This window comes from Pseudomonas putida W15Oct28 (genome assembly GCF_000708715.2).
In the GTDB taxonomy this organism is placed as follows: domain Bacteria; phylum Pseudomonadota; class Gammaproteobacteria; order Pseudomonadales; family Pseudomonadaceae; genus Aquipseudomonas; species Aquipseudomonas putida_R.
Genome location: NZ_JENB01000069.1, coordinates 1 through 21,326, shown reverse-complemented (window position 1 = coordinate 21,326; position 21,326 = coordinate 1). Strand labels below are relative to the sequence as shown.

Annotated in this window: 22 protein-coding genes, 1 tRNA gene and 1 pseudogene; 11 read left to right on the top strand and 13 right to left on the bottom strand. The window is 63.1% G+C overall.

The window, feature by feature from the left end; genetic code table 11:
• Window positions 1-2,134, top strand: a 2,134-nt coding sequence (locus AK81_RS26535; RefSeq protein WP_043204131.1) for a TonB-dependent siderophore receptor, incomplete at its 5' end; no start/stop codon positions are given.
• Window positions 2,135-2,318: 184 nt separating this feature from the next.
• Here the strand turns inward: AK81_RS26535 and AK81_RS26530 are convergent.
• Window positions 2,319-2,408 (bottom strand) — tRNA-Ser (locus tag AK81_RS26530).
• 198 nt (window positions 2,409-2,606) lie between these two features.
• Here AK81_RS26530 and AK81_RS26525 point away from each other — a divergent pair.
• The 3 genes from AK81_RS26525 (at window position 2,607) to AK81_RS26515 (ending at window position 5,279) form a co-directional block, all read left to right on the top strand.
• Window positions 2,607-3,296, top strand: coding sequence for a crotonase/enoyl-CoA hydratase family protein (locus tag AK81_RS26525; RefSeq protein WP_043204129.1), 690 nt, complete (start codon window positions 2,607-2,609; stop codon window positions 3,294-3,296).
• Window positions 3,297-3,524: 228 nt separating this feature from the next.
• Window positions 3,525-4,238, top strand: coding sequence for a lysophospholipid acyltransferase family protein (locus AK81_RS26520; RefSeq protein ID WP_043204128.1), 714 nt, complete (start codon window positions 3,525-3,527; stop codon window positions 4,236-4,238).
• Between the two features lie 69 nt (window positions 4,239-4,307).
• A complete protein-coding gene (locus tag AK81_RS26515) occupies window positions 4,308-5,279 on the top strand; it encodes a magnesium and cobalt transport protein CorA (RefSeq protein ID WP_043204127.1) in 972 nt (323 codons plus the stop codon).
• Between the two features lie 122 nt (window positions 5,280-5,401).
• Here the strand turns inward: AK81_RS26515 and AK81_RS26510 are convergent, their stop codons facing one another.
• Entirely contained in the window at window positions 5,402-6,133 is a 732-nt protein-coding gene (locus AK81_RS26510; RefSeq protein WP_043204126.1) for an amidotransferase, read from the bottom strand.
• Between the two features lie 528 nt (window positions 6,134-6,661).
• On the opposite strand from AK81_RS26510, the gene AK81_RS26505 reads away from it, so the two are divergent.
• Window positions 6,662-7,462 (top strand): cytochrome c, encoded by an 801-nt coding sequence (locus AK81_RS26505; RefSeq protein ID WP_043204125.1) that lies wholly within the window; start codon window positions 6,662-6,664, stop codon window positions 7,460-7,462.
• A gap of 115 nt (window positions 7,463-7,577) precedes the next feature.
• Here AK81_RS26505 and AK81_RS26500 read toward each other — a convergent pair whose 3' ends face one another.
• The 4 genes from AK81_RS26500 to AK81_RS26485 form a co-directional block, all read right to left on the bottom strand.
• A complete protein-coding gene (locus tag AK81_RS26500) occupies window positions 7,578-7,910 on the bottom strand; it encodes a ribonuclease E inhibitor RraB (protein ID WP_043204120.1) in 333 nt (110 codons plus the stop codon).
• 178 nt (window positions 7,911-8,088) lie between these two features.
• Window positions 8,089-8,325 carry a hypothetical protein gene (locus AK81_RS26495; RefSeq protein ID WP_043204119.1) on the bottom strand — a complete coding sequence of 79 codons (237 nt, stop codon included), beginning with the start codon at window positions 8,323-8,325 and terminating at the stop codon, window positions 8,089-8,091.
• 181 nt (window positions 8,326-8,506) lie between these two features.
• Entirely contained in the window at window positions 8,507-10,564 is a 2,058-nt protein-coding gene (locus AK81_RS26490) for an LTA synthase family protein (protein WP_043204117.1), read from the bottom strand.
• Window positions 10,565-10,803: 239 nt separating this feature from the next.
• A complete protein-coding gene (locus AK81_RS26485) occupies window positions 10,804-10,995 on the bottom strand; it encodes a PLDc N-terminal domain-containing protein (protein ID WP_012271091.1) in 192 nt (63 codons plus the stop codon).
• A 126-nt stretch (window positions 10,996-11,121) separates the two neighbouring features.
• Between AK81_RS26485 and AK81_RS26480 the strand changes: the two genes are divergently transcribed.
• The gene (locus AK81_RS26480) at window positions 11,122-12,060 is read left to right on the top strand and encodes a ZIP family metal transporter (RefSeq protein ID WP_043204116.1); all 939 of its coding nucleotides are present in this window, start codon (window positions 11,122-11,124) and stop codon (window positions 12,058-12,060) included.
• A 124-nt stretch (window positions 12,061-12,184) separates the two neighbouring features.
• On the opposite strand, the gene AK81_RS26475 is transcribed toward AK81_RS26480, so the two are convergent.
• Window positions 12,185-12,715 carry a hypothetical protein gene (locus tag AK81_RS26475; RefSeq protein ID WP_043204115.1) on the bottom strand — a complete coding sequence of 177 codons (531 nt, stop codon included), beginning with the start codon at window positions 12,713-12,715 and terminating at the stop codon, window positions 12,185-12,187.
• Window positions 12,716-12,775: 60 nt separating this feature from the next.
• The gene (locus tag AK81_RS26470; protein ID WP_043204114.1) at window positions 12,776-13,300 is read right to left on the bottom strand and encodes an ankyrin repeat domain-containing protein; all 525 of its coding nucleotides are present in this window, start codon (window positions 13,298-13,300) and stop codon (window positions 12,776-12,778) included.
• 266 nt (window positions 13,301-13,566) lie between these two features.
• Between AK81_RS26470 and AK81_RS26465 the strand changes: the two genes are divergently transcribed.
• The gene (locus tag AK81_RS26465) at window positions 13,567-13,839 is read left to right on the top strand and encodes a DUF3509 domain-containing protein (RefSeq protein ID WP_043204113.1); all 273 of its coding nucleotides are present in this window, start codon (window positions 13,567-13,569) and stop codon (window positions 13,837-13,839) included.
• A 124-nt stretch (window positions 13,840-13,963) separates the two neighbouring features.
• Here AK81_RS26465 and AK81_RS26460 read toward each other — a convergent pair whose 3' ends face one another.
• From AK81_RS26460 to aroC, 3 genes are all read right to left on the bottom strand, one after another.
• Window positions 13,964-14,500: an oxidase gene (locus AK81_RS26460; RefSeq protein WP_043204112.1), complete on the bottom strand. Its 537-nt coding sequence runs from the start codon at window positions 14,498-14,500 to the stop codon at window positions 13,964-13,966.
• A complete protein-coding gene (locus AK81_RS26455; RefSeq protein WP_043204111.1) occupies window positions 14,500-15,654 on the bottom strand; it encodes an MFS transporter in 1,155 nt (384 codons plus the stop codon). The genes AK81_RS26460 and AK81_RS26455 overlap by 1 nt, the downstream gene beginning before the upstream one ends.
• 137 nt (window positions 15,655-15,791) lie before the next feature.
• On the bottom strand, window positions 15,792-16,883 hold the full coding sequence (gene aroC, locus AK81_RS26450; protein ID WP_043204110.1) for a chorismate synthase: 1,092 nt from the start codon (window positions 16,881-16,883) through the stop codon (window positions 15,792-15,794).
• Window positions 16,884-17,119: 236 nt separating this feature from the next.
• Here aroC and AK81_RS26445 point away from each other — a divergent pair, with 236 nt between their 5' ends.
• Window positions 17,120-18,082, top strand: coding sequence for an alpha/beta hydrolase (locus tag AK81_RS26445; RefSeq protein WP_043204109.1), 963 nt, complete (start codon window positions 17,120-17,122; stop codon window positions 18,080-18,082).
• Between the two features lie 64 nt (window positions 18,083-18,146).
• Window positions 18,147-18,929, top strand: coding sequence for a hypothetical protein (locus AK81_RS26440; RefSeq protein ID WP_043204096.1), 783 nt, complete (start codon window positions 18,147-18,149; stop codon window positions 18,927-18,929).
• 110 nt (window positions 18,930-19,039) lie between these two features.
• Here AK81_RS26440 and prmB read toward each other — a convergent pair whose 3' ends face one another.
• Entirely contained in the window at window positions 19,040-19,948 is a 909-nt protein-coding gene (gene prmB, locus AK81_RS26435) for a 50S ribosomal protein L3 N(5)-glutamine methyltransferase (RefSeq protein ID WP_043204095.1), read from the bottom strand.
• A 179-nt stretch (window positions 19,949-20,127) separates the two neighbouring features.
• Here prmB and AK81_RS26430 point away from each other — a divergent pair, with 179 nt between their 5' ends.
• On the top strand, window positions 20,128-20,718 hold the full coding sequence (locus tag AK81_RS26430) for a cysteine hydrolase family protein (RefSeq protein WP_012271080.1): 591 nt from the start codon (window positions 20,128-20,130) through the stop codon (window positions 20,716-20,718).
• 85 nt (window positions 20,719-20,803) lie between these two features.
• Entirely contained in the window at window positions 20,804-21,124 is a 321-nt protein-coding gene (locus tag AK81_RS26425) for a hypothetical protein (RefSeq protein ID WP_016500967.1), read from the top strand.
• Window positions 21,125-21,203: 79 nt separating this feature from the next.
• Here the strand turns inward: AK81_RS26425 and AK81_RS30920 are convergent.
• Window positions 21,204-21,326 (bottom strand): annotated as a pseudogene (locus AK81_RS30920) (IS481 family transposase); the annotation flags it as partial.

The following is a 21,326-nucleotide window of genomic DNA, read 5'->3' as shown; positions in this document are numbered from 1 at the left end:
ACACCCCCGCCTGCCCCTGAGCCTGCCCCTGAGCCTGCTCAGCCTGGGCCTGGCCCTGCATTGCCCCCATGTGCTCGCCGAAGACAGCGTGGTGCTGGCCCCGCTGCAGGTGTCCGACACCTACGCCAATGACGGCTACCAGGCACGCCAGGCAGCGGTGGGCGGCTTGCAGCCCGCGCCCTTGCTCGACACCCCCGCCTCAGTCAGCGTGTTCAGCCAGCAACTGCTGGAAGACCGCCAGGTGCGCAAACTCAGCGAAGTGCTGCAAAGCGACGCCTCGGTTGGCGAAAGCTATGCCCCCATCGGCTACTACGAAAACTTCAACGTGCGGGGCTTCGAGCTGAATGCCGCCAGCAGCTACCGCATCAACGGCCAGACCATTGCCGGCGAGCAGAACGTGGCCCTGGAGAACAAGCAGCAGGTAGAGCTGCTAAAGGGATTGTCGGGGCTGCAAAGCGGTGTGTCGGAGCCGGGCGGCCTGATCAATTACGTGACCAAGCGCGCCGAAGATGTGCGCAGCGTCACGGTGTCGACCAACGAACAAGGCGAACGCTACCTGGCCACCGACCTGGGTGGCTGGTTCGGCAGCGAAAAACAGTTCGGCCTGCGCGCCAACCTGGCCCATGAAGACATCCGCTCCTATGTCGACCATGCGGATGGCAAGCGCGACTTCGCCTCGCTGGCCTTCGACTGGCAGATCAGCCCGGATGCCACCCTGCAGCTGGATGCCGAATACCAGCACCGCGAGCAGCGCTCGGTGCCGGGTTACCAACTGCTGGGCGGCACCGAGGTGCCCCACGGCATCGACCCGGATGACCGCCTGGCTTACCAGGATTGGGCAAAGCCTGTGCAAAACGACTCGCTGAACCTGGGCGGGCGCTTCGAGTACCGCTTCAACGAGGCCTGGACCGGCACCTTGAGTGCCTCGCGCAGCAAGGTGGTGATCGACGATTACAGCGCGTTTGCCTGGGGTTCGAGCGAAGGCGCGTTCTTTGGCAGCAACGGCGACTACGACATCTACGACTTCCGCAGCCCCGACGACACCCGCCGCACCGATGAGGCACAGGCCATGCTCAACGGGCATTTCGATGCCCTGGGCGTGGGGCATGAACTGACCGTGGGCACCAGTGCGCAGCGGCGCACGCTGGATCAGCGGCCCAGTTACATGGAATGGATCGGTAAAGGCAACATCTACGACGGCGCGCCGGCTTTTGAACCATCCGGCAATGCCATCAAATCTAGCGAACGCCGCCTCGACAGTCGCCAGTACGGCCTGTTTGTCAGCGATCGCATCAGCTTCAACGAGCAATGGCAGACTGTACTGGGCGCCCGTGAAGTGCGCCTCGATGAAAAGACCTGGGACGAAAATGGCATTGCCGGGCGCCATACGCGTCAATATCAGTTGCTACCCAACGCTGCTCTTATCTATAAGCCGCAGCCGGATACCACCCTATATGCCAGCTATTCCAAAGGCCTGTCAGTGGGCGGCACCGCACCTTGGTTCGCTGAAAACAAATTTGAAATCCTCGCGCCGACCACGTCCCACCAACTAGAACTGGGCCTCAAGCACGACTGGCAAGGCTTGAGCTTCAGCGCTGCGCTGTTCCAGATCCGCCAGGCCTACCAATACGCACGCCCGGACGGTGCCGGCCATTTCACCTACATGCAACAAGGCCAGCAGAAAAACACCGGCCTGGAGCTGGGCGCCAGCGGCTGGATGACGCAGAACCTGCAAGTGCAGGCCAGCGCCGCAGCCATTCGTGCGCGGGTGAACAACAGCGGTACCGATGCCTATGAAGGGCACCAGGCGATCAACGTGCCCAAATTCCGGGCAGCGCTGCAGGCGGAGTACACCCTCCCGATACCGGGCTTGGCACTGCTGGGCGGGGCGCGCTACAGCGCCAGCAAGTATGCGAGCCAGGCGGGCAATGTGGAGGTTGGCGGGTATACCGTGTTCGATGTAGGGAGCCGGTATCGGACGCGCATTGGCGGGTATGACACGGTGCTGCGCCTGAGCGTGGATAACGTGTTCGACAAACGCTATTGGCGCGATGTGGGGGACTACCTGGGGGATAACTACCTGTTCCAGGGCGCGCCACGTACCGCTCGGTTGTCGGCTTCGGTCAGCTTTTGAGATTTTGGGGCCGCTTTGCGGCCCATCGCGACACAAGGCCGCTCCTACAGGGACCGCGTTCACCCGAAATTGACGCGGTCCTCTGTAGGAGCGGCCTTGCGTCGCGATGGGCTGCGCAGCAGCCCCATAGGCCCAAAAACAAAAAACCCCCGTGCTTTTCAGCGCGGGGGCTCTTCGTAGAATGTGGCGGTGAAGAAGGGATTTGAACCCTTGATACGATTTCTCGTATACACACTTTCCAGGCGTGCTCCTTCGACCACTCGGACACTTCACCGTTTCTCTTCAAGCCTTGCGGCCCGTCGAGGTGCGCTAATTTAGTGAAAGACATTCCCTTTGGCAAGCACTTTTTTCAAATTTTTCATGTATTTGCATTTGGACCGCGGTAAACGCTGACCGACCAGTCAGCCTTGCTGCTTTACCTGGCCTCTGGCGCTGGGTAACGTCGTCGCCACGCCAACAAAAGGACTCTGCCATGAGCGAGCTGATTACCTACCACGCCGAAGACGGCATCGCCACCCTGACCCTGAACAACGGCAAGGTCAACGCCATCTCGCCGGATGTCATCACCGCCTTCAATGCCGCGCTCGACCGCGCTACCGAAGAGCGAGCCGTGGTGATCATCACCGGGCAGCCAGGCATCCTGTCGGGTGGTTACGACCTCAAGGTGATGACCAGCGGCCCGAAAGAGGCCATCAGCCTGGTCACCGCCGGCTCCACCCTCGCCCGCCGCCTGCTGTCGCACCCGTTCCCGGTGGTGGTCGCCTGCCCGGGCAACGCCGTGGCCAAAGGCGCCTTCCTGCTGCTGTCGGCCGACTACCGCATTGGCGTCGAGGGGCCGTACAAGGTGTGCCTGAACGAAGTGCAGATCGGCATGACCATGCACCATGCGGGTATCGAGCTGGCCCGCGACCGCCTGCGCCGCTCAGCCTTCCACCGCTCGGTGATCAATGCCGAGGTGTTCGACCCGCACGCGGCGGTTGATGCCGGCTTCCTCGACAAGGTGGTGCCGGCCGAGCAGCTGCAGGAAGCGGCACTGGCTGCAGCGCGCGAATTGAAGAAGCTGAACATGCTGGCGCACAAGAACACCAAGCTGAAAGTGCGCAAAGGGCTGCTGGAGGCGCTGGACAAGGCGATCGAGCTGGACCAGCACCATATGGGCTGATAATCCACTTCCCCTGCGCTCACGGTCCCTGTAGGAGCGGCCTTGTGTCGCGAAAGGGCCGCAAAGCGGCCCCAGCAATCCTTGCGGCGAAGCTGGAAATGTGGGGCCGCTTCGCGGCCCTTTCGCGACACAAGGCCGCTCCTACAGGGAAAGTGGGCGCAGCACCTGAATTTGCCCCAATCAGTGCACACCCGTACACTCCGGCGACCGTCTGGTGTGAGTCGTACCATGCTTTATTCTTTGCGCATGCTTCTGCTGGCGCTGCATTTCCTTGTGGTTGGCGTCGTGGGCCTGGTCATTGGCCTGTGCCGCCCCTTCAACCCCGACAACAGCCGGGTATTCGCCCACCTCTACAGCCGGCCGGCCACCTGGCTGATGCGCATCAAGGTCAAGGCCGAGGTTGGCCCGCTATGGGACCAGCCCCCCGGTTGCGTGATCATCGCCAACCACCAATCCAACTACGACCTGTTCGTGGTGGGCCAGGCGGTGCCACGACGCACCGTGGCCATCGGCAAGAAGAGTCTGGGCTGGGTGCCGCTGTTCGGCCAGCTGTTCTGGCTGGGCGGCAACGTGCTGATCGACCGCAAGAACAGCTACCAGGCACGCAAGGCGCTGCAGGAAACCACCCGCGTGCTGCAGGACGACACCTCGATCTGGGTATTCCCGGAAGGCACGCGTAACCCTGGCGAACACTTGCTGCCCTTCAAGAAAGGCGCGTTCCACATGGCCATCGAGGCGGGTGTGCCGATTGTGCCGGTGTGCGTCAGCCGCTACGCCACGCGCATGAACCTGAACAGCTGGCGCCAGCGCACCGTAGTCGTGCGCTCGCTGCCCCCCATTGCCACGGCCGGCATGACCCAACAGGACATTCCGGCGCTGATCGAGCAGTGCCGGGTGCAGATGCAGCAATGCATCGACCGCATGGAACACGAGCTGGCCTGAAGCGGGTTGCTCTTGGGCCGGGTACGGCCCAAGCTGTACCCCGTGTTCAACCGGAATAAGCGGGCAACCATGGGTCGAGTCGTGGCATCGGCGGTGTACAGCGCCGGCAGAAAGGTCACCAACATCAGCATCGACGAAGGCAGCGAGTGGGCGCGCAAGCCGGGGCACTTTGTGTGGATCGGCCTGGAAGAGCCCAACGCCGAAGAGCTGGCCAACCTGCAACGCCAGTTCAACCTGCACGAACTGGCCATCGAAGACGCCCTGGAAAAGCACAGCCGGCCCAAGCTGGAAACCTTCGGCGACGCGCTGTTCATCGTCACCTACTCGCCGGTGCGCCAAGAGGGCAAGCTGGAGTTCATCGAAACCCACATCTTCGCCGGCAACGGCTACATCATCACTTGCCGCAACGGCCACTCCAAGTCCTACGCCCTGGTGCGCCAGCGCTGCGAGGCGCGGCCGCTGCTGCTGGAGCACGGGGAGGACTTCGTGCTGTACGCCCTGCTCGACTTCGTCACCGAGAACTACCAGCCGGTCAGCGAGGCCATTCATGGCGAGATCGAAGAGCTGGAGCAAAGCGTGCTCGGCGGCTCGTTGCAGGACGACGACATCCGCCGCCTGCACAGCCTGCGCCGTGACATCCTGCGCCTGCGCCGCTATGTGGCGCCGATGGTGGAAGTGAGCGAGGAGTTGCAGCGCCTGAGCTTCCCGTTTATCGACAAGAACATGCGCCCGTACTTTCGTGATGTGCAGATCCACGTGACGCGGCAGATGGAAGACCTGGCCGGCATCCGCGACATCGCCAGCCAGACCATCGAGATCGGCATGCTGCTGGAGTCGTCACGGCAGAGCATCGTGCAACGCAAGTTCGCGGCCTGGGCGGCGATCCTGGCGTTTCCTACGGCGATTGCCGGGATTTACGGGATGAACTTCCAGAACATGCCGGAGCTGGGGTGGCACTACGGGTATTTCGGGGTACTGGGGGTGATCGTGCTGGGGTGTACGGGGTTGTTTGCCAGTTTCAAGAAGTCGGGCTGGCTTTGAGAATGCCGGGGCCGCTTTGCGGCCCATCGCGACACAAGGCCGCTCCTACAGGGGACCGCGTTCACCTGAAACTGACGCGGTGCCCTGTAGTGTCGCGATGGGCTGCGCAGCAGCCCCGGTCATCACGCGGCGGTATCTTTGCTCGCCGGCTGCTGGATAAAGCGCATCATCCACTCCCCCACCAGGTCGCCCTGGTGCTCGCTGGCCAGGCTGGCCACGGCCTTGTGGTACACCTCATCCCCCAAATACGCCTGACGGGCATCCAGCAGCGCGCGGGAGTAGTCGTGCACGAACTCCGGGTGGCCCTGGAAGCACAGCACCTGATCACGAATGTGGTACGCCGCATTCGGGCAGAAATCGCTTGAAGCAATCACCGTGGCGCCTTCCGGCAGTTCGGTCACCTGGTCCTGGTGGCTGATCAGCAAGGTCAGCTCCGACACCTCCGGGTCCATCCACGGCGCATGGGCCGCCAGCGAGTAGCGATGGATGCCCACGCCCCAGCCCTTGTCGGCCCGCTCGGCCTTGCCACCCAGGGTCAACGCCAGCAACTGATGGCCAAAACACACACCCAGCAGCTTTTCGCCACGCTCGTACAGCTTCAGCAAGTAGGCCTTGAGTGTCTGGATCCAGGCATCGGTACCAAACGAATCGGCCTTGCTGCCCGTCACAAGGTAGGCATCGAACACTTCATTGTCGGCGGGGTAGTCGCCGTGCATCACGTTGTAGACACTAAATTCGGCGGCGATCGGCTGACGCGAGAAGAGCTGCTCGAACATCCTGCCGTAGCCCTGGTACTGCGCCGTCAACTCCGGTCGCAGGACATCGGTTTCAAGGATGCAGATGCGTAACGACATAGGGGTAGTCCTGAACGACATGGGTGGGAATCTGCTGTAGAGACTGACGCGAAAGGCACGTACAAGCAAGTAGGCTGCACTGACGAACGGTCACATTTCGTCGGTACCCGCCTGGCACTTGCGCCACTGTCTAGCCAGAGCATGCCAGCCAGATGGCACATGGCCTCATAGCCAATGGAAATCACCGGACCAGACAATTAGAACAAAGGGTTCTCAAACATGGATGACACACACCCTACTGTTGGTTGTATATCCACTTTCAAGAGGCAGGCAGTTCAGGCACCACGCGGTGCCGCTGTGATCGACCCGAAGCGCGACAAGGAAGCCAACGGGTATTCAGGAATAACAACAAGAAGGCGGTCCGCCATGTTCAGACAATCGAAAATTCGCCAAGCTGGGCTCATTCTCTTTGCCACGACTTTGCTGTTGATCTTGCCGAACCTGACACGTTTGTTCGGCTGACAGCGGCGGTGGCGCCAACAGGCAGCGCACAGGTAACCTGCCGGCCTTGATGGTCGGAGATTGCCCATGCGCCACTGCCTTGCCCTGTTTGCGTTGTTCCTGAGCCTGCCGCTGTCGGCGGCGCAACTGCACCTTGAACTGGGCGCCAGCGCGCGCCAGTGGAGCAGCGCCGACCTGCTCGGCCACCCGCAGGCCCGGGATATCAGCGTCGAACAGGATGTTTCCTACAAGCGCCCCATGCACTATCGGGCGGTGCCGTTGGCCACGCTGCTGGAGGGCGTGAACCCCAGCGACCACCTGCAAGCTGTGGCGCTGGATGGTTTTGCCGCCGAAATGCCCGCCGCACCCTTGCTGCAAAAAGGGCCGGCACGGGCCTGGTTAGCCGTGGAAGACCCCGCCAAGCCGTGGCCGGCACTGGGCAAGGGCAAACCCGGCGCGGGGCCGTTCTACCTGGTATGGACTCAGCCGCAGGCCAGCGGCATCCGCCCAGAGCAGTGGCCATTTCAGATTTCTACCCTTCGTAAACTGGCCGCTGTCGAGACGCGGTTCCCGGCATTGCTGCCCGACCCGAAGTTGCCAGCCGACAACCCCGTGCGCCAGGGCTTTGCCTTGTTCCAGCAGAACTGCATGGCGTGCCACCGCCTGAACGGTGCGGGGGATGCGCAGATGGGGCCAGACTTGAATGTGCCGCACAACCCGACCGAGTATTTTCAACCGGGTTATTTACGCAAGTTGATTCGCGACCCGCAAAGCCTGCGGCAGTGGCCACAGGCGAAGATGCCGGGGTTTGCTGAAAGTGTCCTGAGTGAACAGGAACTGGATGCGTTGCTGGCCTATCTGGGGCACATGGCTGGGCGCAAACCGTAAGCGCAGCGTGTGCTTCTTCGCGGGCTTGCCCGCTCCCACAGGATCACCACAAGGCTGAACGTTGTGAGGTACCTGTGGGAGCGGGCAAGCCCGCGAAGAAGGCAACACAATACGGTCAGGCAGTTGGCCGCTCGTGCTTGACGCCCCACCCTTCCACCTCCCCCCCATAAGGTGTCACCAGCTGCTCAAAGGCCTCTTCGAAGTCGCCAATCCCGCCATAGGTGGCATACATGACCTTGCTCAGTTCCAGGTGCCAGGCACCGTCGCCCAGCTCCTTCACCTGGGCATTGAGCGATTCGCCACGAAACTGCCCGGCGGCACGGCGGGCCCCTGCTTCGTCGGGGAATACGGCATAGAACTCGATGGGGTGGATCTGGGTGAAGTCGAAACCGCCTGCTTTCATCTGGCGCAGGACGTTGCTGCTGATATCGTCGTTCTGGCTGCTCATGAATCGTCCTCCTGAATAAAGCAATGGATAGACTTTCCGTGCACTACGCACCTGCCGGCAATCAATGGCCGAACAGTTCGAGCTGATGCAAGACGCGAATTGACGGCGCCAACCCGCAGAATAGGCAGGCACCTTTCATCATCGTAGCGCCTGAACAGGCGCTACGCAAACGTGTGGGTCAAGGCGCTTCGTGGATGCTGGTGATGGTTACCCCACTATGCTCCTTGAGCCAGCGGGCGGTCGGGGAGATGGTGCGGTCCTGGAAGTCGTTGAGGTCCAGCTCGTCCATCACCGGGAACAGCTGCGAACGGATGGCCCGTGCGGCTTCCTCTTCGCTGGGACGATGCTCAGCCCGCAGCGTCATGGTGGACGGTTCGCCTTTTTGATCGGCAAAAGTGACTTCCCACTCTTTCATTGAACAAGTCCTCCCAATCCAGAGACACCAAGGTGTGATGCCTGATCAACTGACCTTGGGGCTGGGGGAATGTTCAGTCTGTGAGGGCCTCTTCGCGGGTAAACCCGCTCCCACAGGGATGTCACAGACCTCGAAGGCGATGATATCCCTGTGGGAGCGGCTTTAGCCGCGAATGGAACACTTACTTCGGTGTGCCGTGTACCACACCGGCAGTGTTATCCAGCAGGCTCTTGGTCGCCGTCTGGATATACGCTTCCAGCTTCTTCAGCATTTCCGGCTGGTCCGGGCTTTCGATCAGCTCGGCCTTGAACTCGCTGCCCAGCTGGTAGCGGTACATGCGCGGGGTCATGTCCTTGGACTCGATCAGGATGCGGTCGCCCTGCACCAGGCCGACGATCTGCTCGCTGCCCGACGGCTTGATCATGCCCACGCCCTGGTCACCCTCAGGCAGGTTGAGCAGGTCGCGGCCCCAGCACTGGTGGCGGGTCTGGCCACCCAGGCGGCCCATGATGGTCGGCACGATGTCGACCTGGGTGCCCACGGTGTGGTTCACCGCACCAAACTTCTCCTGAATGCCCGGGGCAATCAGCAGCAGTGGCACGTTGAAACGGCCCAGGTCCAGCTCGGTGACTTGCTGGTGGTTGCCGAAGCCATGGTCGCCGACGATGATGAACAGGGTTTCCTTGAAGTAAGGCTCTTTACGCGCCTTCTCGAAGAACTGGCCCAACGCCCAGTCCGAATAGCGCATGGCAGTGAGGTGCTCGTCCAGGCGACCTTGCCCGGTGACCTTCTCGACCGGCAGGTCTGTGGGCAGTGCATACGGCGTGTGGTTGGACAGCGTCTGCAGCAGCGCGTAGATCGGTTTCTTGCCGTCGTGCTTGGCCAGTTCCTCGTTGCCGCGGTCGAACATGTCCTGGTCGGACACGCCCCACGTCGGGTCGGAGAACACCGGGTTGACGAAGTCGTTACGGCCGATGAAGGTGGTCATACCCTGGTTGCCGAAGAACCCGGACTGGTTATCCCAGGCAAAATCGCCGTTGTAGACGTACACGTCGTCGTAATCGCGGGCGCTCAGCAGTGCCGGCAGGCCAGACAGCTTGTGGCCGCCTTCCGGGGTCTGCATCAGGTATTCGAAGCCTGGCAGGTTGGGGAAGCAGGCCATGGTGGCGAACATACCTTGGTGGGTATGGGTGCCGTTGGAGAAGAAGCGGTCGAACAGCAGGCCTTCTTTGGCCAGCTTGTCGAAGTACGGGGTGATGTTGTTGGGGCTGCCCAGCGCGCCCACCGAGTGGCCGGCGAAGCTCTCCATCAGGATCACCACCACGTTCTTGATCGGCAGGGTGCGCTCGGCCGGCGGTACGAAGTCGCGGCGGATGGCAGCCTCGTCAGCATCGACCAGGGTGTCGTGGGCGGTCAGCAGCTGTTCGCGCACGCTTTGCGTGGCCACGTTCTGCTCCAGTACCGGCTTCCAGATGTTGGCGCGGTCTTCGCCAAAGCGGCTCTTGGCGGCATCGATCAGGGTCAGGGTGCCGTTCAGGCCCAACTGGTTGACGAAGTTGGAATCGGTGGTGAAGGCATCACCCCAGCGCATTGGCGGGCCTTGACGCAGGGTGCCACGTGCAGCGACCACGGCCACCAGCAGAATCACCATGAACACCGCCACGCGCTTGTACCACGGGGCAACGCGGTGCAGGCCATCGCCACGGGTGGCGCGGTCGATACCTTTGAACAGCAGGCTCAGCAGCCAGGTGCCGAAGGCCCAGGCCAGCAGGTAGCGCACCACCGGGAAACCGTACCAGAGCATGCTCATGACGGTTTTCGGGTCTTCCTTGATGTACTGGAACACCAGGCCGTTGAGACGCTGGTGGAACTCGCGATAGAAGTCCATTTCCATCAGGCCGAGGAACATCACCACGCTCGAGGTGAGGGTCAGCCAGAAGCGGAACACGCCACGCCGGGCCATGGCCCATGGGCTGAGGATGGCCAGCAACAGCGGGATGCTGAGGTACACCACTACCCGCAGGTCGAAGCGCAAGCCGTTGAGGAAGCCTTCGGCAACGGTCGTATACGGGGTATCGCCGATCATGTCGCTGTTGTAGACCAGCAGCGCCAGGCGCACCAGGCTGAGCATCAGCATGATCACCAGGCCGCTGAGCAGCGTGTAGGCCAGGTGGGATTTCAGGGTCGGCGAAAACGACGTTCGCGCGCCCTGTTGCTTCAAGGCGTCCGTGTTAGCCATGAATGGGAAAGTCCTAGGATTGCGGTTTGCGGAGAGGCGGTGGCGCTAGACCAACGCAGCATTGTGCGGGTGCGGATTCTGTTTAAACCAATGTGAAAATTTTGTCACTGGGATGTTGCGGCTTTTGTCTGTCCCGGCCTCTTCGCGGGCTTGCCCGCTCCCACAGGAGCCCCACAACTCTTGAGAGCGGCGCAGTACCTGTGGGAGCGGGCAAGCCCGCGAAAGGCCGGCACAGGCGTTCAGATGCGCACGTTCCCCCGCGGCCCGGCGATCGCCCAGATCACCAGCCCCACCACCGGCAGCAACGCGATCAGCAGTATCCATAACACCTTGATGCCCACCTCGCTGCCACTCTTGATCACGTTGAGGATGGCCCAGATATCCAGCGCCAGAATGATCAGCCCGACCAGGCTGTTGAATGTAGACCCCATGCCTAAACTCCTGTCCAGAGGCTTTGCTGCACAGCATAGCCAGCTATCGCGCCAATAGAAGGGAATCCTTGGCCGCTGGCGCAGGTCCTTGAGTAGACTGCCTGTATTCATTGATTCGAGGTTTGCATGCCACCCGCCCACAGCCAAAGCGCCGCACCATCCTCACTGCTGCATGCCTGGCGCCAGCAGATCACCAACACGCCTTGGCTCAGCGCCGGCCTGGGGCTAAGCCTGTTGGCAGTGTGCGCGCTGCTGGCGGCCAGCTTCTGGAATGCAGTGAACGGCGACCACGCCGACAACCTGCACCTGGCCGCGCTGGGCGGGTTGGCCGGGTTCGGCGCCACCGCCCTGGGTGCGGTGCTGGCGGTGGTGCTGCGCGATGTCAGCGCCCGCACCCAGGATGTGATGCTGGGCTTTGCCGCCGGCATGATGCTGGCCGCCAGTTCGTTCTCGCTGATTCTGCCGGGCCTGGACGCCGCCCGCGAGATCACCGGCAACGGCCCCGCCGCGGCCTTTACCGTGGTGCTGGGCATGGGCCTGGGCGTGTTGCTGATGCTGGGCCTGGACCGCTTCACCCCGCATGAGCACGAAAGCACCGGCCCGTGCGGCCCGGAGGCCGAGCGTATCAGCCGGGTGTGGCTGTTTGTGCTGGCGATCACCCTGCACAACCTGCCTGAAGGCATGGCGATTGGCGTGAGCTTCGCCAATGGCGACATGAACATCGGCCTGCCGCTGACCAGCGCCATCGCCATTCAGGACATCCCAGAGGGGCTGGCCGTGGCGCTGGCCTTGCGTGCCACCGGGCTGTCGAGCCTGAAGGCTGCGCTGGTGGCGGTCGGGTCTGGGCTGATGGAGCCGCTGGGAGCGGTGATCGGGCTGGGGATCTCGACCGGCTTTGCCCTCGCCTACCCGATCAGCATGGGGCTGGCGGCGGGCGCGATGATCTTTGTGGTGAGCCACGAGGTGATACCCGAAACCCATCGCAACGGGCACCAGACGGCAGCGACCCTGGGGTTGATGGGCGGGTTTGCGGTGATGATGTTTCTGGATACCGCGCTGGGCTGAGGTTATACATCGCCTGTACTGGCCTCTTCGCGGGCTCGCCCGCTCCCACAGGAACTCCACTGCTCTCGGGCCCAGTGATGTACCTGTGGGAGCGGGCAAGCCCGCGAAGAAGGAAACGACGAAATCAGATGTGTACAGCGACTTTCAGGGCTTCCAGGGCCGGCTCGACCTTGATGCCCACCTCGGCACCCAGCTCCAGCACCCGCGCCAGGTCGTTCTGGCCCACCATCACCACCTGCAGCTCGTCATCCAGCAGCTGGCTGAAGTTCAGCAGTACATAACCACCGGCCTCCTTGTTCAACGCGCCCATCTGCACCTGGATGCGGTTGAGCGCGGTCAGCGGCTCGGTGCGGGCCAGCTGCTTGGGCTTGAGGGTGAACGGCACGCTGCTGTCGAACGAGTCGCTGATCTGCTGGAACAGGTCCTGGTAGCTGTCGGCCTGGAACACCACCGTGTCCGGCAGGCTGCCCAGCACCACCCATTCGCCCAGCGGGATGGGGAAGCTGTCGTCGTAGTTGATGTCGGGGTTGGCGGCCAGGAACGCGGCCGGGTCGGCGTAGGCCTGGGCGGCCTCGTCGGCGACGCGCTCGATGTCTGCCTCGGGCATGCAGCCGGCGCCAATGAGGCTGATGAATTCGAGCAACTGAGTTTTCATGAAAGGGGGCCTGCGACGGGTGAAAAGTCGCCAAGGATAGCCGCAAATGCCCCCTTGCGGTTAGCCCGCCAGCGTTTGCAAGCGTGCGGCGGTGTCCACCGCACCCATGGTTTGCGCCGCCATCAGCGCGGTGGCGCCGCGGGCATCCTGGCGCGCCGGGTCGGCGCCCTGGGCCAACAGGTAGTCGAGGATTTCGCTGCGGTTGAACATGGCCGCCAGCATCAACGCGGTGCGCCCGTCCTGCGCAGCGGCGTCCACCGGCACGCCGTGCTCCAGCAGCAGGCGGATCATCGCCAGGTCCCCCTTGAATGCGGCACCGGCAATGGGCAACTGGCCGTTGTCGTTGGCAATCAGCGGGTCGGCGCCCTGCGCCAGCAGCACCCGCACCGCGTCGTGGTGGCCGTGGTAGCTGGCCAGCATCAGCAGCGTGTCACCCTTGTGGTTGCGCAAGTTGGACGGCAGGCCACTGGCGAGCAAGCGCCCAAGCATTTCGGCATCGCCCTGGCGGGCACGTTCGAATACCTGCTCGGCGAATGCGGCAGTTTCGTCGTCGGTCATGGTGGCGGGCGCGGTTTGGCTGGACATCGGGAACCTCCTGGCATAAATGATTGCCCAAGTCTTTGTCAGGCACGCCATTGCGGTCAAAGGTTCAGATTCTATAGGGCCGATAGGTAAAGCCTGATCCGTGCAAAATGCACTGTGCAAAATGCACGACCATGCAACCTGCACGGTCCCGCTTCTGAAAACACCCCATAAGTGCCTGTATTTACTAGTTTTTTCTTCAAATCAAGTTCTGGCACGGTCGCTGCAACCACCAACTCATGTCTGCCACATAACAGCCAGGAGTTGATATGGACCTCATCCAGCAAAAGTTCGTCTCGGTATTTTCGGCCTATCAGGTGAACACCCAGGCGCGCCCTGATGGCGGGGTGCTGCTTACCCTGCGCGCGGCTGATGGCAAGGTTACCCGCCGGGTGCTGACCTATGGGCAACTGCACAGCGCCGAACAGCTGTCCTGGGCGATCAGCGCCATCCGCCGTGACCTGGCTGAACAGGCGAGTGAATTGCCGGTGATTGCCATGCTGCAAAGCCAGCAACGATTTGCCCTGCCGACCTACCGCTGAGATTTGCGTTGCCTGATCTGGCCTCTTCGCAGCACAAGGCTGCTCCTACAAGTGAACGCGATCGCCGACCTGAAGCGATCGACTGTAGGAGCAGCCTTGTGCTGCGAAGAGGCCGGCAAGCCCATTAGAACTCGTCAATCCCCAGAAACGCGCGCGCAGTCACATCCCCGGTAAACCGCGCCTGCATCCCCTGCTCGCTACCGTACAGCCGCAATGCCAGGAAAAACGGCGTATCGCCCAGCTCTACCCAGCGCCGCGTCCCAGCCGGCACCACTAGCTGGTCACCCTTCTCGCACAGCACCGAATACACCCAGTCGCCCAACCGCAGGCCAACCTGAGCACGCCCGCTAACCACGGCAAACACCTCTTCGGCGTCATGGACATGCTCATCGCGTACATCAGCCTGCAGCGGAACTTCACCGTCACGGTTCAACAACACGTAGGCCTTGCTGTCATGCGCCGTCATCAACTGGTCCAGATGTTCACGGCATACGTCCAGCACCTCGTCTTGCGCTGTGCCGGGCCGCACCCGAAGGCCATGCTCGCGGTGGGTAAAACGCACGCCCTGCTCGGCCAGAGTGGCGGCGATGTCGTCGTGGTGGGTCAGCACCTTGTTCGGCAGTGCCGGGCGGGCGGGGTGGAAAACGCTGAGAATGCTCATCAGGGGCGGGTCCTGGTCGATTGCGAACAAAGGGCAATGATAACGGCTGCGGCCAAGGCTGCGGCACTGGCCATACCAAAGGTGAAGGTGGGGCCCAGCAGTTTCCAGCTGTAGCCCGAATACAACGCCCCCAGCGCACCGCCGGTGCCCGACAGCGCCGCATACAGCGCCTGGCCCTGGCCCTGCTGGCGGGCGCCGAAACTGGCCTGCACGAACGCGATGCTGGCGGCGTGGAAGCAACCGAAGGTGGCCGCGTGCAGCAGCTGGGCGAAGATCAGCACGGCCGGCTCCTGGGCCAGGTTGCCCAGCAACAGCCAGCGCAACGCCGCCAGCAGGAAGCTCACCAGCAAAACACGCTGCACACTGAAGCGTGCGAACAGGCGGCTCATGACCATGAACATCAGCACTTCGGCCACCACCCCCAGCGCCCACAGCAGGCCGATGGCACTGCGGCTGTAGCCCAGGTGCTCCAGGTGCAGGGTAAGGAAGGTGTAGTACGGCCCATGACTTAGCTGCATCAGCGCCACACAGGCGTAGAACGCAATCACCCCGGGGCCACGCAACTGCTGCAGGAAGCCGCCCGCGCCGCTGCGCTCGCCCTGCTCTACCGGCTGGGCGTTGGGTACCCACAAGCTGGCGGCGACGATGCCGGCCATGATCGTGACCAGGGCCACCGGGTAAATGTCCAGGCTCAGCCATTCGAACAGACGGCCCAGGCCAACCACCGTGAGGATGAAGCCAATCGAGCCCCACAGGCGCACCTGGCTGTAGCGCGCTGTTTGCCCGTGCAGGTGGGCCAGGGTGATGACCTCGAACTGCGGCAGCACCGCATGCCAGAAGAACGCGTGCAGGGCCATCACCAGCGCCAGCCAGGCGTAGCTTTTGCCGAAGAAAATCAGGGCGAAGGTGGCCAGGGTACACAATGCGCCCAAGCGCACGATCAGCAAACGCTGGCCGGTCCGGTCGCCCAGCCAGCCCCACAGGTTGGGGGCGACACAGCGCATCAGCATGGGGATGGCCACCAGCTCGCCGATGCGCGCCGGGGAGAAACCCAGGTGGTCGAAGTACAGCGCCAGGAAGGGGGCGGTGGAGCCTAACAAGGCGAAGTAGAAGAGGTAGAAGCTGGACAGGCGCCAGTAGGGAATTGCGGGCATGGGTTCAGCCAATCATGTTGTGTCCTGCAGCGGCCTCTTCGCGGGCTTGCCCGCTCCCACAGGGATATCACAGGACCTGAGGGCCGCGAAATACCTGTGGGAGCGGGCAAGCCCGCGAAGAGGCCTGTGCAGGTGAATCAGAGCTGGCCCAGCACCGGGGTATTCACCTTCACATCAGCATTCTGCGCGCGGTGGCGCAGCAGGTGGTCCATCAGCGCGATGGCCATCATCGCCTCGGCGATTGGCGTGGCGCGGATGCCCACGCACGGGTCGTGGCGGCCTTTGGTGATGACGTCCACCGGGTTGCCGTCGACGTCGATCGAGCGGCCCGGGGTGGTGATGCTGGAGGTCGGTTTCAGCGCCAGGTGGGCAACGATCGGCTGGCCCGAAGAGATGCCGCCCAGGATGCCGCCCGCGTTGTTGCTGAGGAAACCTTCCGGGGTGAGCTCGTCACGGTGCTCGGTGCCACGCTGGGCCACGCTGGCGAAGCCGGCGCCGATTTCCACGCCCTTGACCGCGTTGATGCTCATCAGCGCGTGGGCCAGTTCTGCGTCCAGGCGGTCGAAGATCGGTTCGCCCAAGCCCGGCATCACGCCCTCGGCCACCACGGTGATCTTGGCGCCTACCGAGTCCTGATCACGGCGCAGTTGGTCCATGTACGCCTCCAGCTCCGGCACCTTGTCCGGGTCTGGGCTGAAGAAGGCGTTCTGCTCCACCGATTCCCAGGTCTTGAACGGGATTTCGATCGGGCCCAACTGGCTCATGTAGCCACGCACGGTGATGCCCTGGCTGGCCAGGTACTTCTTGGCGATGGCACCAGCAGCTACGCGCATGGCGGTTTCGCGGGCCGAGCTGCGACCACCGCCGCGGTAGTCGCGGATGCCGTACTTGTGGTGGTAGGTGTAGTCAGCGTGGGCTGGGCGGAACAGGTCCTTGATGGCCGAGTAGTCCTTGGACTTCTGGTCGGTGTTGCGGATCAGCAGGCCGATCGAGCAGCCGGTGGTGCGGCCCTCGAACACGCCGGAGAGGATTTCCACCTCGTCGGCTTCCTGGCGCTGGGTGGTGTGCCGGCTGGTGCCGGGCTTGCGCCGGTCGAGGTCGTGCTGCAGGTCGGCCAGGGAAATTTCCAGGCCCGGTGGGCATCCATCGACAATGGCGACCAACGCCGGGCCATGGCTTTCGCCAGCGGTGGTGACAGTGAACAGCTTGCCGTAGGTATTGCCGGACATGGACGCTCCGCGAGTTCTGCCTGAAATGGACGAAAGCGGCAGTATACAGATGGTTGGGCTGCCTGTGCTGGCCTCTTCGCGGGCTTGCCCGCTCCCACAGGTACCCCACAGTGTTCGAGCCTGTGGTAATCCTGTGGGAGCGGGCAAGCCCGCGAAGGGGCCAAGCCTGCCATGCACTGCAAGAGAACCTTCCCAAAAACATTGGGTCAAACCACCATCTCCCCATGTAGTACCGCATGATGTCGCGCCTCGTCGCCTTCTTCTTCCTGCTGTGCACCGGCCTGGCTCAGGCCGCCGCCCCCATTGTGCTGCAACGCCCGATCGACCTGGACACCGGCCAAGGCGTGCTGCACGGCAGCCTCCTGCTGCCGCAACAGGCCACCCCGCCACCCGTGGTGCTGATCATCGCCGGCTCCGGCCCCACCGACCGCAACGGCAACAACCCGGCGTCGGGCCGGGTCGACAACCTCAAGCGCCTGGCCTTGCTACTGGCGAACGAACATATCGCCAGCGTGCGCTACGACAAGCGCGGGGTGGCTGCCAGCCAGCCGGCCACGCCAGACGAGCGCGACCTCAGCGTGGAGCGCTACGTGGCCGATGTGGTCGCCTGGAGCCACAAGCTCAAGGCCGACCCGCGCTTCGGCCCGCTGATCCTGGTCGGCCACAGCGAAGGTGCACTGATCGCCAGCCTGGCCGCCGAGCAGGCCGGCGCCAGCGCAGTGATCACCCTGGCCGGCAGCGGCAGGCCGCTGGCCGACGTACTGCGCGAGCAACTGGCCCAACGCCTGCCTCCGGCGCAACTGGCCGGTGGCAGCGCCCTGCTCGACCGCCTGCAGGCCGGGCAAACCAGCCTGGAAGTGCCCGCGCCACTGCGCCAGGTGTTCCGCCCCAGCGTGCAGCCATACCTGATCTCGCTGTTCCAGCAGAACCCCGCGGCAGCCTTTGCCCGCCTGCCCATGCCCGCATTGATCGTGCAGGGGCGTAACGACGTGCAGGTGGACGTGACCGACGCCGAACGGCTGAAGGCGGCCAAGCCGGATGCGCAGCTTGTACTGATCGACGGCATGAACCACATGCTGCGCATCAGCCCCAGGGGCATGAGCCAGCAACGCGACAGCTACCTCAACCCCGAGCTGCCGCTGGCGCGCGAACTGGGTGAGCGAATTGTGACGTTCATCCAGCATTTGCCTTCGGCGTGAGGTAAACGGGCTCAGGTCCGTGGCAAGCCTGCCGATACAGCAGGCATAGCCGAGGACAAGCCTGATGACCACCGCCCCCGCCGCCGTAGAGCCGGCCGAAGAACCCCAGGAAAGCCCTGCCCAGCCTTGGGCCGAGCTGGCCGCCGAACACTTCCAGCTGTTGCGCCTGGCCGCTCTGCCCACCGACCGCAGCACCGGCGCACGGCCGCTGCGCTTTGTGCAGTTCGGTTATGCCGAGCGCCACGACAAGGCTCACAGCCTGCTGCGCATGGAAATCCAGCTGCCCGGGCAAAAGGTGCACAAAGAGCAGAACCGCCTGGATATCCGCGTCGACCATGCAGAGCGCCTGGTGCGCATTGGCAGTGAACATGGCCTGCAACTGGAGCCGGTGAACCGTGGCATCGGCCGCTTCATGCTGGCCCAGGCCGCGCAGTGGCTGCAGCGCAGATGGGCGCACTACCGGGTGGAAGGCATGGCGCTGCCGAACAAGGATTCCCTGAACGAGGACTCACGCCTGCGCCGTGACCACTGCTTGCGCGGGGTGGGTATCGAAGTGGCGTACGAGGACGGTCAGCACCTGAAGGGCCGTACCGTGGACATGACCGTCGGCCAGCTGAAGGCCGCCTGGAGCAACGAGCGCCTGCAACGGGTGGACATTCTGGATGCTGCCAACCTGCTGCAGCAGGCGGACCAGCAATTGCAGGAGAAAGAAGCGCAACTGCGCGAGCGCGATGAGCGGGTGGCCAAGTACCACCGTGAAGACAGCGGGCTGCGCTTTACCATTACCTGCCTGGTGGCGTTTGCGGTGTTCCAGGCGGGGTTGTTGATCTGGATTGCAACCCGGTGAGACCGCGTCGCCTGATTCGCGGGCTTGCCCGCTCCCACAGGATTATCACTGGACCTGAGGACAGTGGATTACTTGTGGGAGCGGGCAAGCCCGCGAAGAGGCCCTGAAGGTCAGACCCGGGCTTTGAACAGTTCCTGATGCTGGCGGCACTGCTCGGCAGTCAGCATGAACACCCCATGCCCACCGCGCTCGAACTCCAGCCAGGCAAAGTCCACCTCGGGGTATAGCGCCTCGACATGCACCTGGCTGTTGCCCACTTCAACAATCAGCAAGCCCTTGTCGGTCAGGTGGTCTGCAGCTTCGGCCAGCATGCGCCGCACCAGGTCCAGACCGTCGTTGCCGCAGGCCAGGCCCAGCTCAGGCTCGTGGTGGTACTCGGCCGGCATGTCGTCGAAGTCTTCGGCATCGACATACGGCGGGTTGGACAGGATCAGGTCGAAACGCTGCCCCGGCAAACCGCCAAAGCCATCGCCCTGCACGGTGTACACACGGCCGTCCAGGCCATGGCGCTCGATATTCTGGTTGGCCACTTCAAGGGCCTCGAACGACAGGTCGGCCAGCACCACCTCGGCCTCGGGGAACACGTCGGCCGCGACAATACCGATGCAGCCCGAACCCGTGCACAGGTCAAGAATGCGCGCCGGCTCGCTCGCCAGCCACGGTTCGAAGCGTTTTTCGATCAGCTGGCCAATGGGCGAGCGCGGCACCAGTACACGTTCGTCAACGATGAACGCCATGCCGCAGAACCACGCTTCGCCCAACAGGTAGGCGGCCGGCACCCGCTCTTCGATACGGCGCTTGAGCAAATGCTGCAGGCGTACCCGCTCGTCGTCCTCGAGCATGCAGTCCAGGTAGCTGTCGGCCACCTCCCATGGCAGGTGCACTGCGCCCAGCACCAGCAGGCGGGCCTCGTCCCAGGCGTTGTCGGCACCGTGGCCGAAGAACAGGTCGTGCTCGTGGAAGCGGCTGACCGCCCAGCGGATGTAGTCGCGCAACGTGCGCAGACGGGATGTGATCACGGGGTACTCCTATTTCAGACCGGACAAAAGTCTAACAGCCCCACCCACACATTTGTTCGTTTGCAGTGCCCAAAGGCTAGCCACAGGCCAGTAACCATGCCGCTTGCGTTGTCAACCATTCCCATTGGCGTCAAGGCAGGGGACAATAGGTATACAAAAGCCCTTCCAAGGAGCCCTTGATGTCCGTTCCAACCACGATGTTCCGCCTCACTGGCCGCGACTATCCGCCGGCCAAGCTGAGCCACGCCAGCCTGATCATCATCGATGCGCAAAAGGAGTACCTCAGTGGGCCCCTGCAGTTGTCGGGCATGGACGAGGCCGTGGCCAACATCGCCAGGTTGCTCGACGCCGCCCGTAAAAGCGGCCGTCCGATCATCCATGTTCGCCACCTGGGCACTGTCGGTGGCCGCTTCGATCCACAGGGGCCTGCCGGCCAGTTCATTCCGGGGCTGGAGCCGCTGGAAGGTGAAATCGTCATCGAAAAGCGCATGCCCAATGCATTCAAGAACACCCAGCTGCACGAAACGCTGCAGGCGCTGGGCCATCTCGACCTGATTGTCTGCGGCTTCATGAGCCATTCCAGCGTCAGCACCACCGTTCGCCGCGCCAAGGACTATGGTTACCGGTGCACCCTGGTAGAAGACGCCTCGGCAACCCGCGATCTCGCCTTCAAGGATGGCGTCATCCCGGCCGCGCAGATTCACCAGTGCGAAATGGCCGTGATGGCCGACAACTTCGCTTGCGTGGCACCCACCGCCAGCCTGATCTAAGCAACAGGCACGACCGCCCGGCAGCCGGGCGGAACCCGATGGGCGGCAGCAGGTCGAATTCCGGATATCCACAGAGGAGAGCGGAATGAAGCTTAAAGGCAGTTTCGACGCCAAGCGCCTGCGCACGCGCCAGCCGCGCAACTGGGGCGCCCGCCTGGCGGCCGGCCTGTCGGCGCTGCTGGCGACCCTGGGCGTGCTGCTGGCCATGGCCGGCGTCGCCGGCCTGCTGGGCAACTACCCTGCCCTGCAAGAACTCAATACCAACAAGCCGTTGTCCAGCATCCTCACCGGGGCTGGCTTGCTGCTGTTGTGGCTGGGCGTGCGCTTCTGGCGGCGCAGCCGTATTCGCTTGCGTCGCGGGCGGGAATTGAACCTGTCGCCGCACCTGATGAAAAAGCATGATTGATGATTCTGTAGCGCCTGTACGGGCCTCTTCGCGGTGTACGACCGGAGACATTGTTTACATCGTAAACCGGGGACATGGTTTACACATTTGAGGCTTGGACGCGGTTTGCACCCCGTTCAAGCCTCCCCAGGAGATGGTCACACAGGAACACATCCCAAACATCATCTTCTACTTCTTTCAGGCCGATTTGTTCGCCAGACAA

Coding starts and splice junctions, on each gene's coding strand:
- AK81_RS26525 (WP_043204129.1), top strand. CDS start 2,607: ATGAGCGAGCTGATTACCTACCACGCCGAAGACGGCATCGCCACCCTG.
- AK81_RS26520 (WP_043204128.1), top strand. CDS start 3,525: ATGCTTTATTCTTTGCGCATGCTTCTGCTGGCGCTGCATTTCCTTGTG.
- AK81_RS26515 (WP_043204127.1), top strand. CDS start 4,308: ATGGGTCGAGTCGTGGCATCGGCGGTGTACAGCGCCGGCAGAAAGGTC.
- AK81_RS26510 (WP_043204126.1), bottom strand. CDS start 6,133: ATGTCGTTACGCATCTGCATCCTTGAAACCGATGTCCTGCGACCGGAG.
- AK81_RS26505 (WP_043204125.1), top strand. CDS start 6,662: ATGCGCCACTGCCTTGCCCTGTTTGCGTTGTTCCTGAGCCTGCCGCTG.
- AK81_RS26500 (WP_043204120.1), bottom strand. CDS start 7,910: ATGAGCAGCCAGAACGACGATATCAGCAGCAACGTCCTGCGCCAGATG.
- AK81_RS26495 (WP_043204119.1), bottom strand. CDS start 8,325: ATGAAAGAGTGGGAAGTCACTTTTGCCGATCAAAAAGGCGAACCGTCC.
- AK81_RS26490 (WP_043204117.1), bottom strand. CDS start 10,564: ATGGCTAACACGGACGCCTTGAAGCAACAGGGCGCGCGAACGTCGTTT.
- AK81_RS26485 (WP_012271091.1), bottom strand. CDS start 10,995: ATGGGGTCTACATTCAACAGCCTGGTCGGGCTGATCATTCTGGCGCTG.
- AK81_RS26480 (WP_043204116.1), top strand. CDS start 11,122: ATGCCACCCGCCCACAGCCAAAGCGCCGCACCATCCTCACTGCTGCAT.
- AK81_RS26475 (WP_043204115.1), bottom strand. CDS start 12,715: ATGAAAACTCAGTTGCTCGAATTCATCAGCCTCATTGGCGCCGGCTGC.
- AK81_RS26470 (WP_043204114.1), bottom strand. CDS start 13,300: ATGTCCAGCCAAACCGCGCCCGCCACCATGACCGACGACGAAACTGCC.
- AK81_RS26465 (WP_043204113.1), top strand. CDS start 13,567: ATGGACCTCATCCAGCAAAAGTTCGTCTCGGTATTTTCGGCCTATCAG.
- AK81_RS26460 (WP_043204112.1), bottom strand. CDS start 14,500: ATGAGCATTCTCAGCGTTTTCCACCCCGCCCGCCCGGCACTGCCGAAC.
- AK81_RS26455 (WP_043204111.1), bottom strand. CDS start 15,654: ATGCCCGCAATTCCCTACTGGCGCCTGTCCAGCTTCTACCTCTTCTAC.
- aroC (WP_043204110.1), bottom strand. CDS start 16,883: ATGTCCGGCAATACCTACGGCAAGCTGTTCACTGTCACCACCGCTGGC.
- AK81_RS26445 (WP_043204109.1), top strand. CDS start 17,120: ATGATGTCGCGCCTCGTCGCCTTCTTCTTCCTGCTGTGCACCGGCCTG.
- AK81_RS26440 (WP_043204096.1), top strand. CDS start 18,147: ATGACCACCGCCCCCGCCGCCGTAGAGCCGGCCGAAGAACCCCAGGAA.
- AK81_RS26430 (WP_012271080.1), top strand. CDS start 20,128: ATGTCCGTTCCAACCACGATGTTCCGCCTCACTGGCCGCGACTATCCG.
- AK81_RS26425 (WP_016500967.1), top strand. CDS start 20,804: ATGAAGCTTAAAGGCAGTTTCGACGCCAAGCGCCTGCGCACGCGCCAG.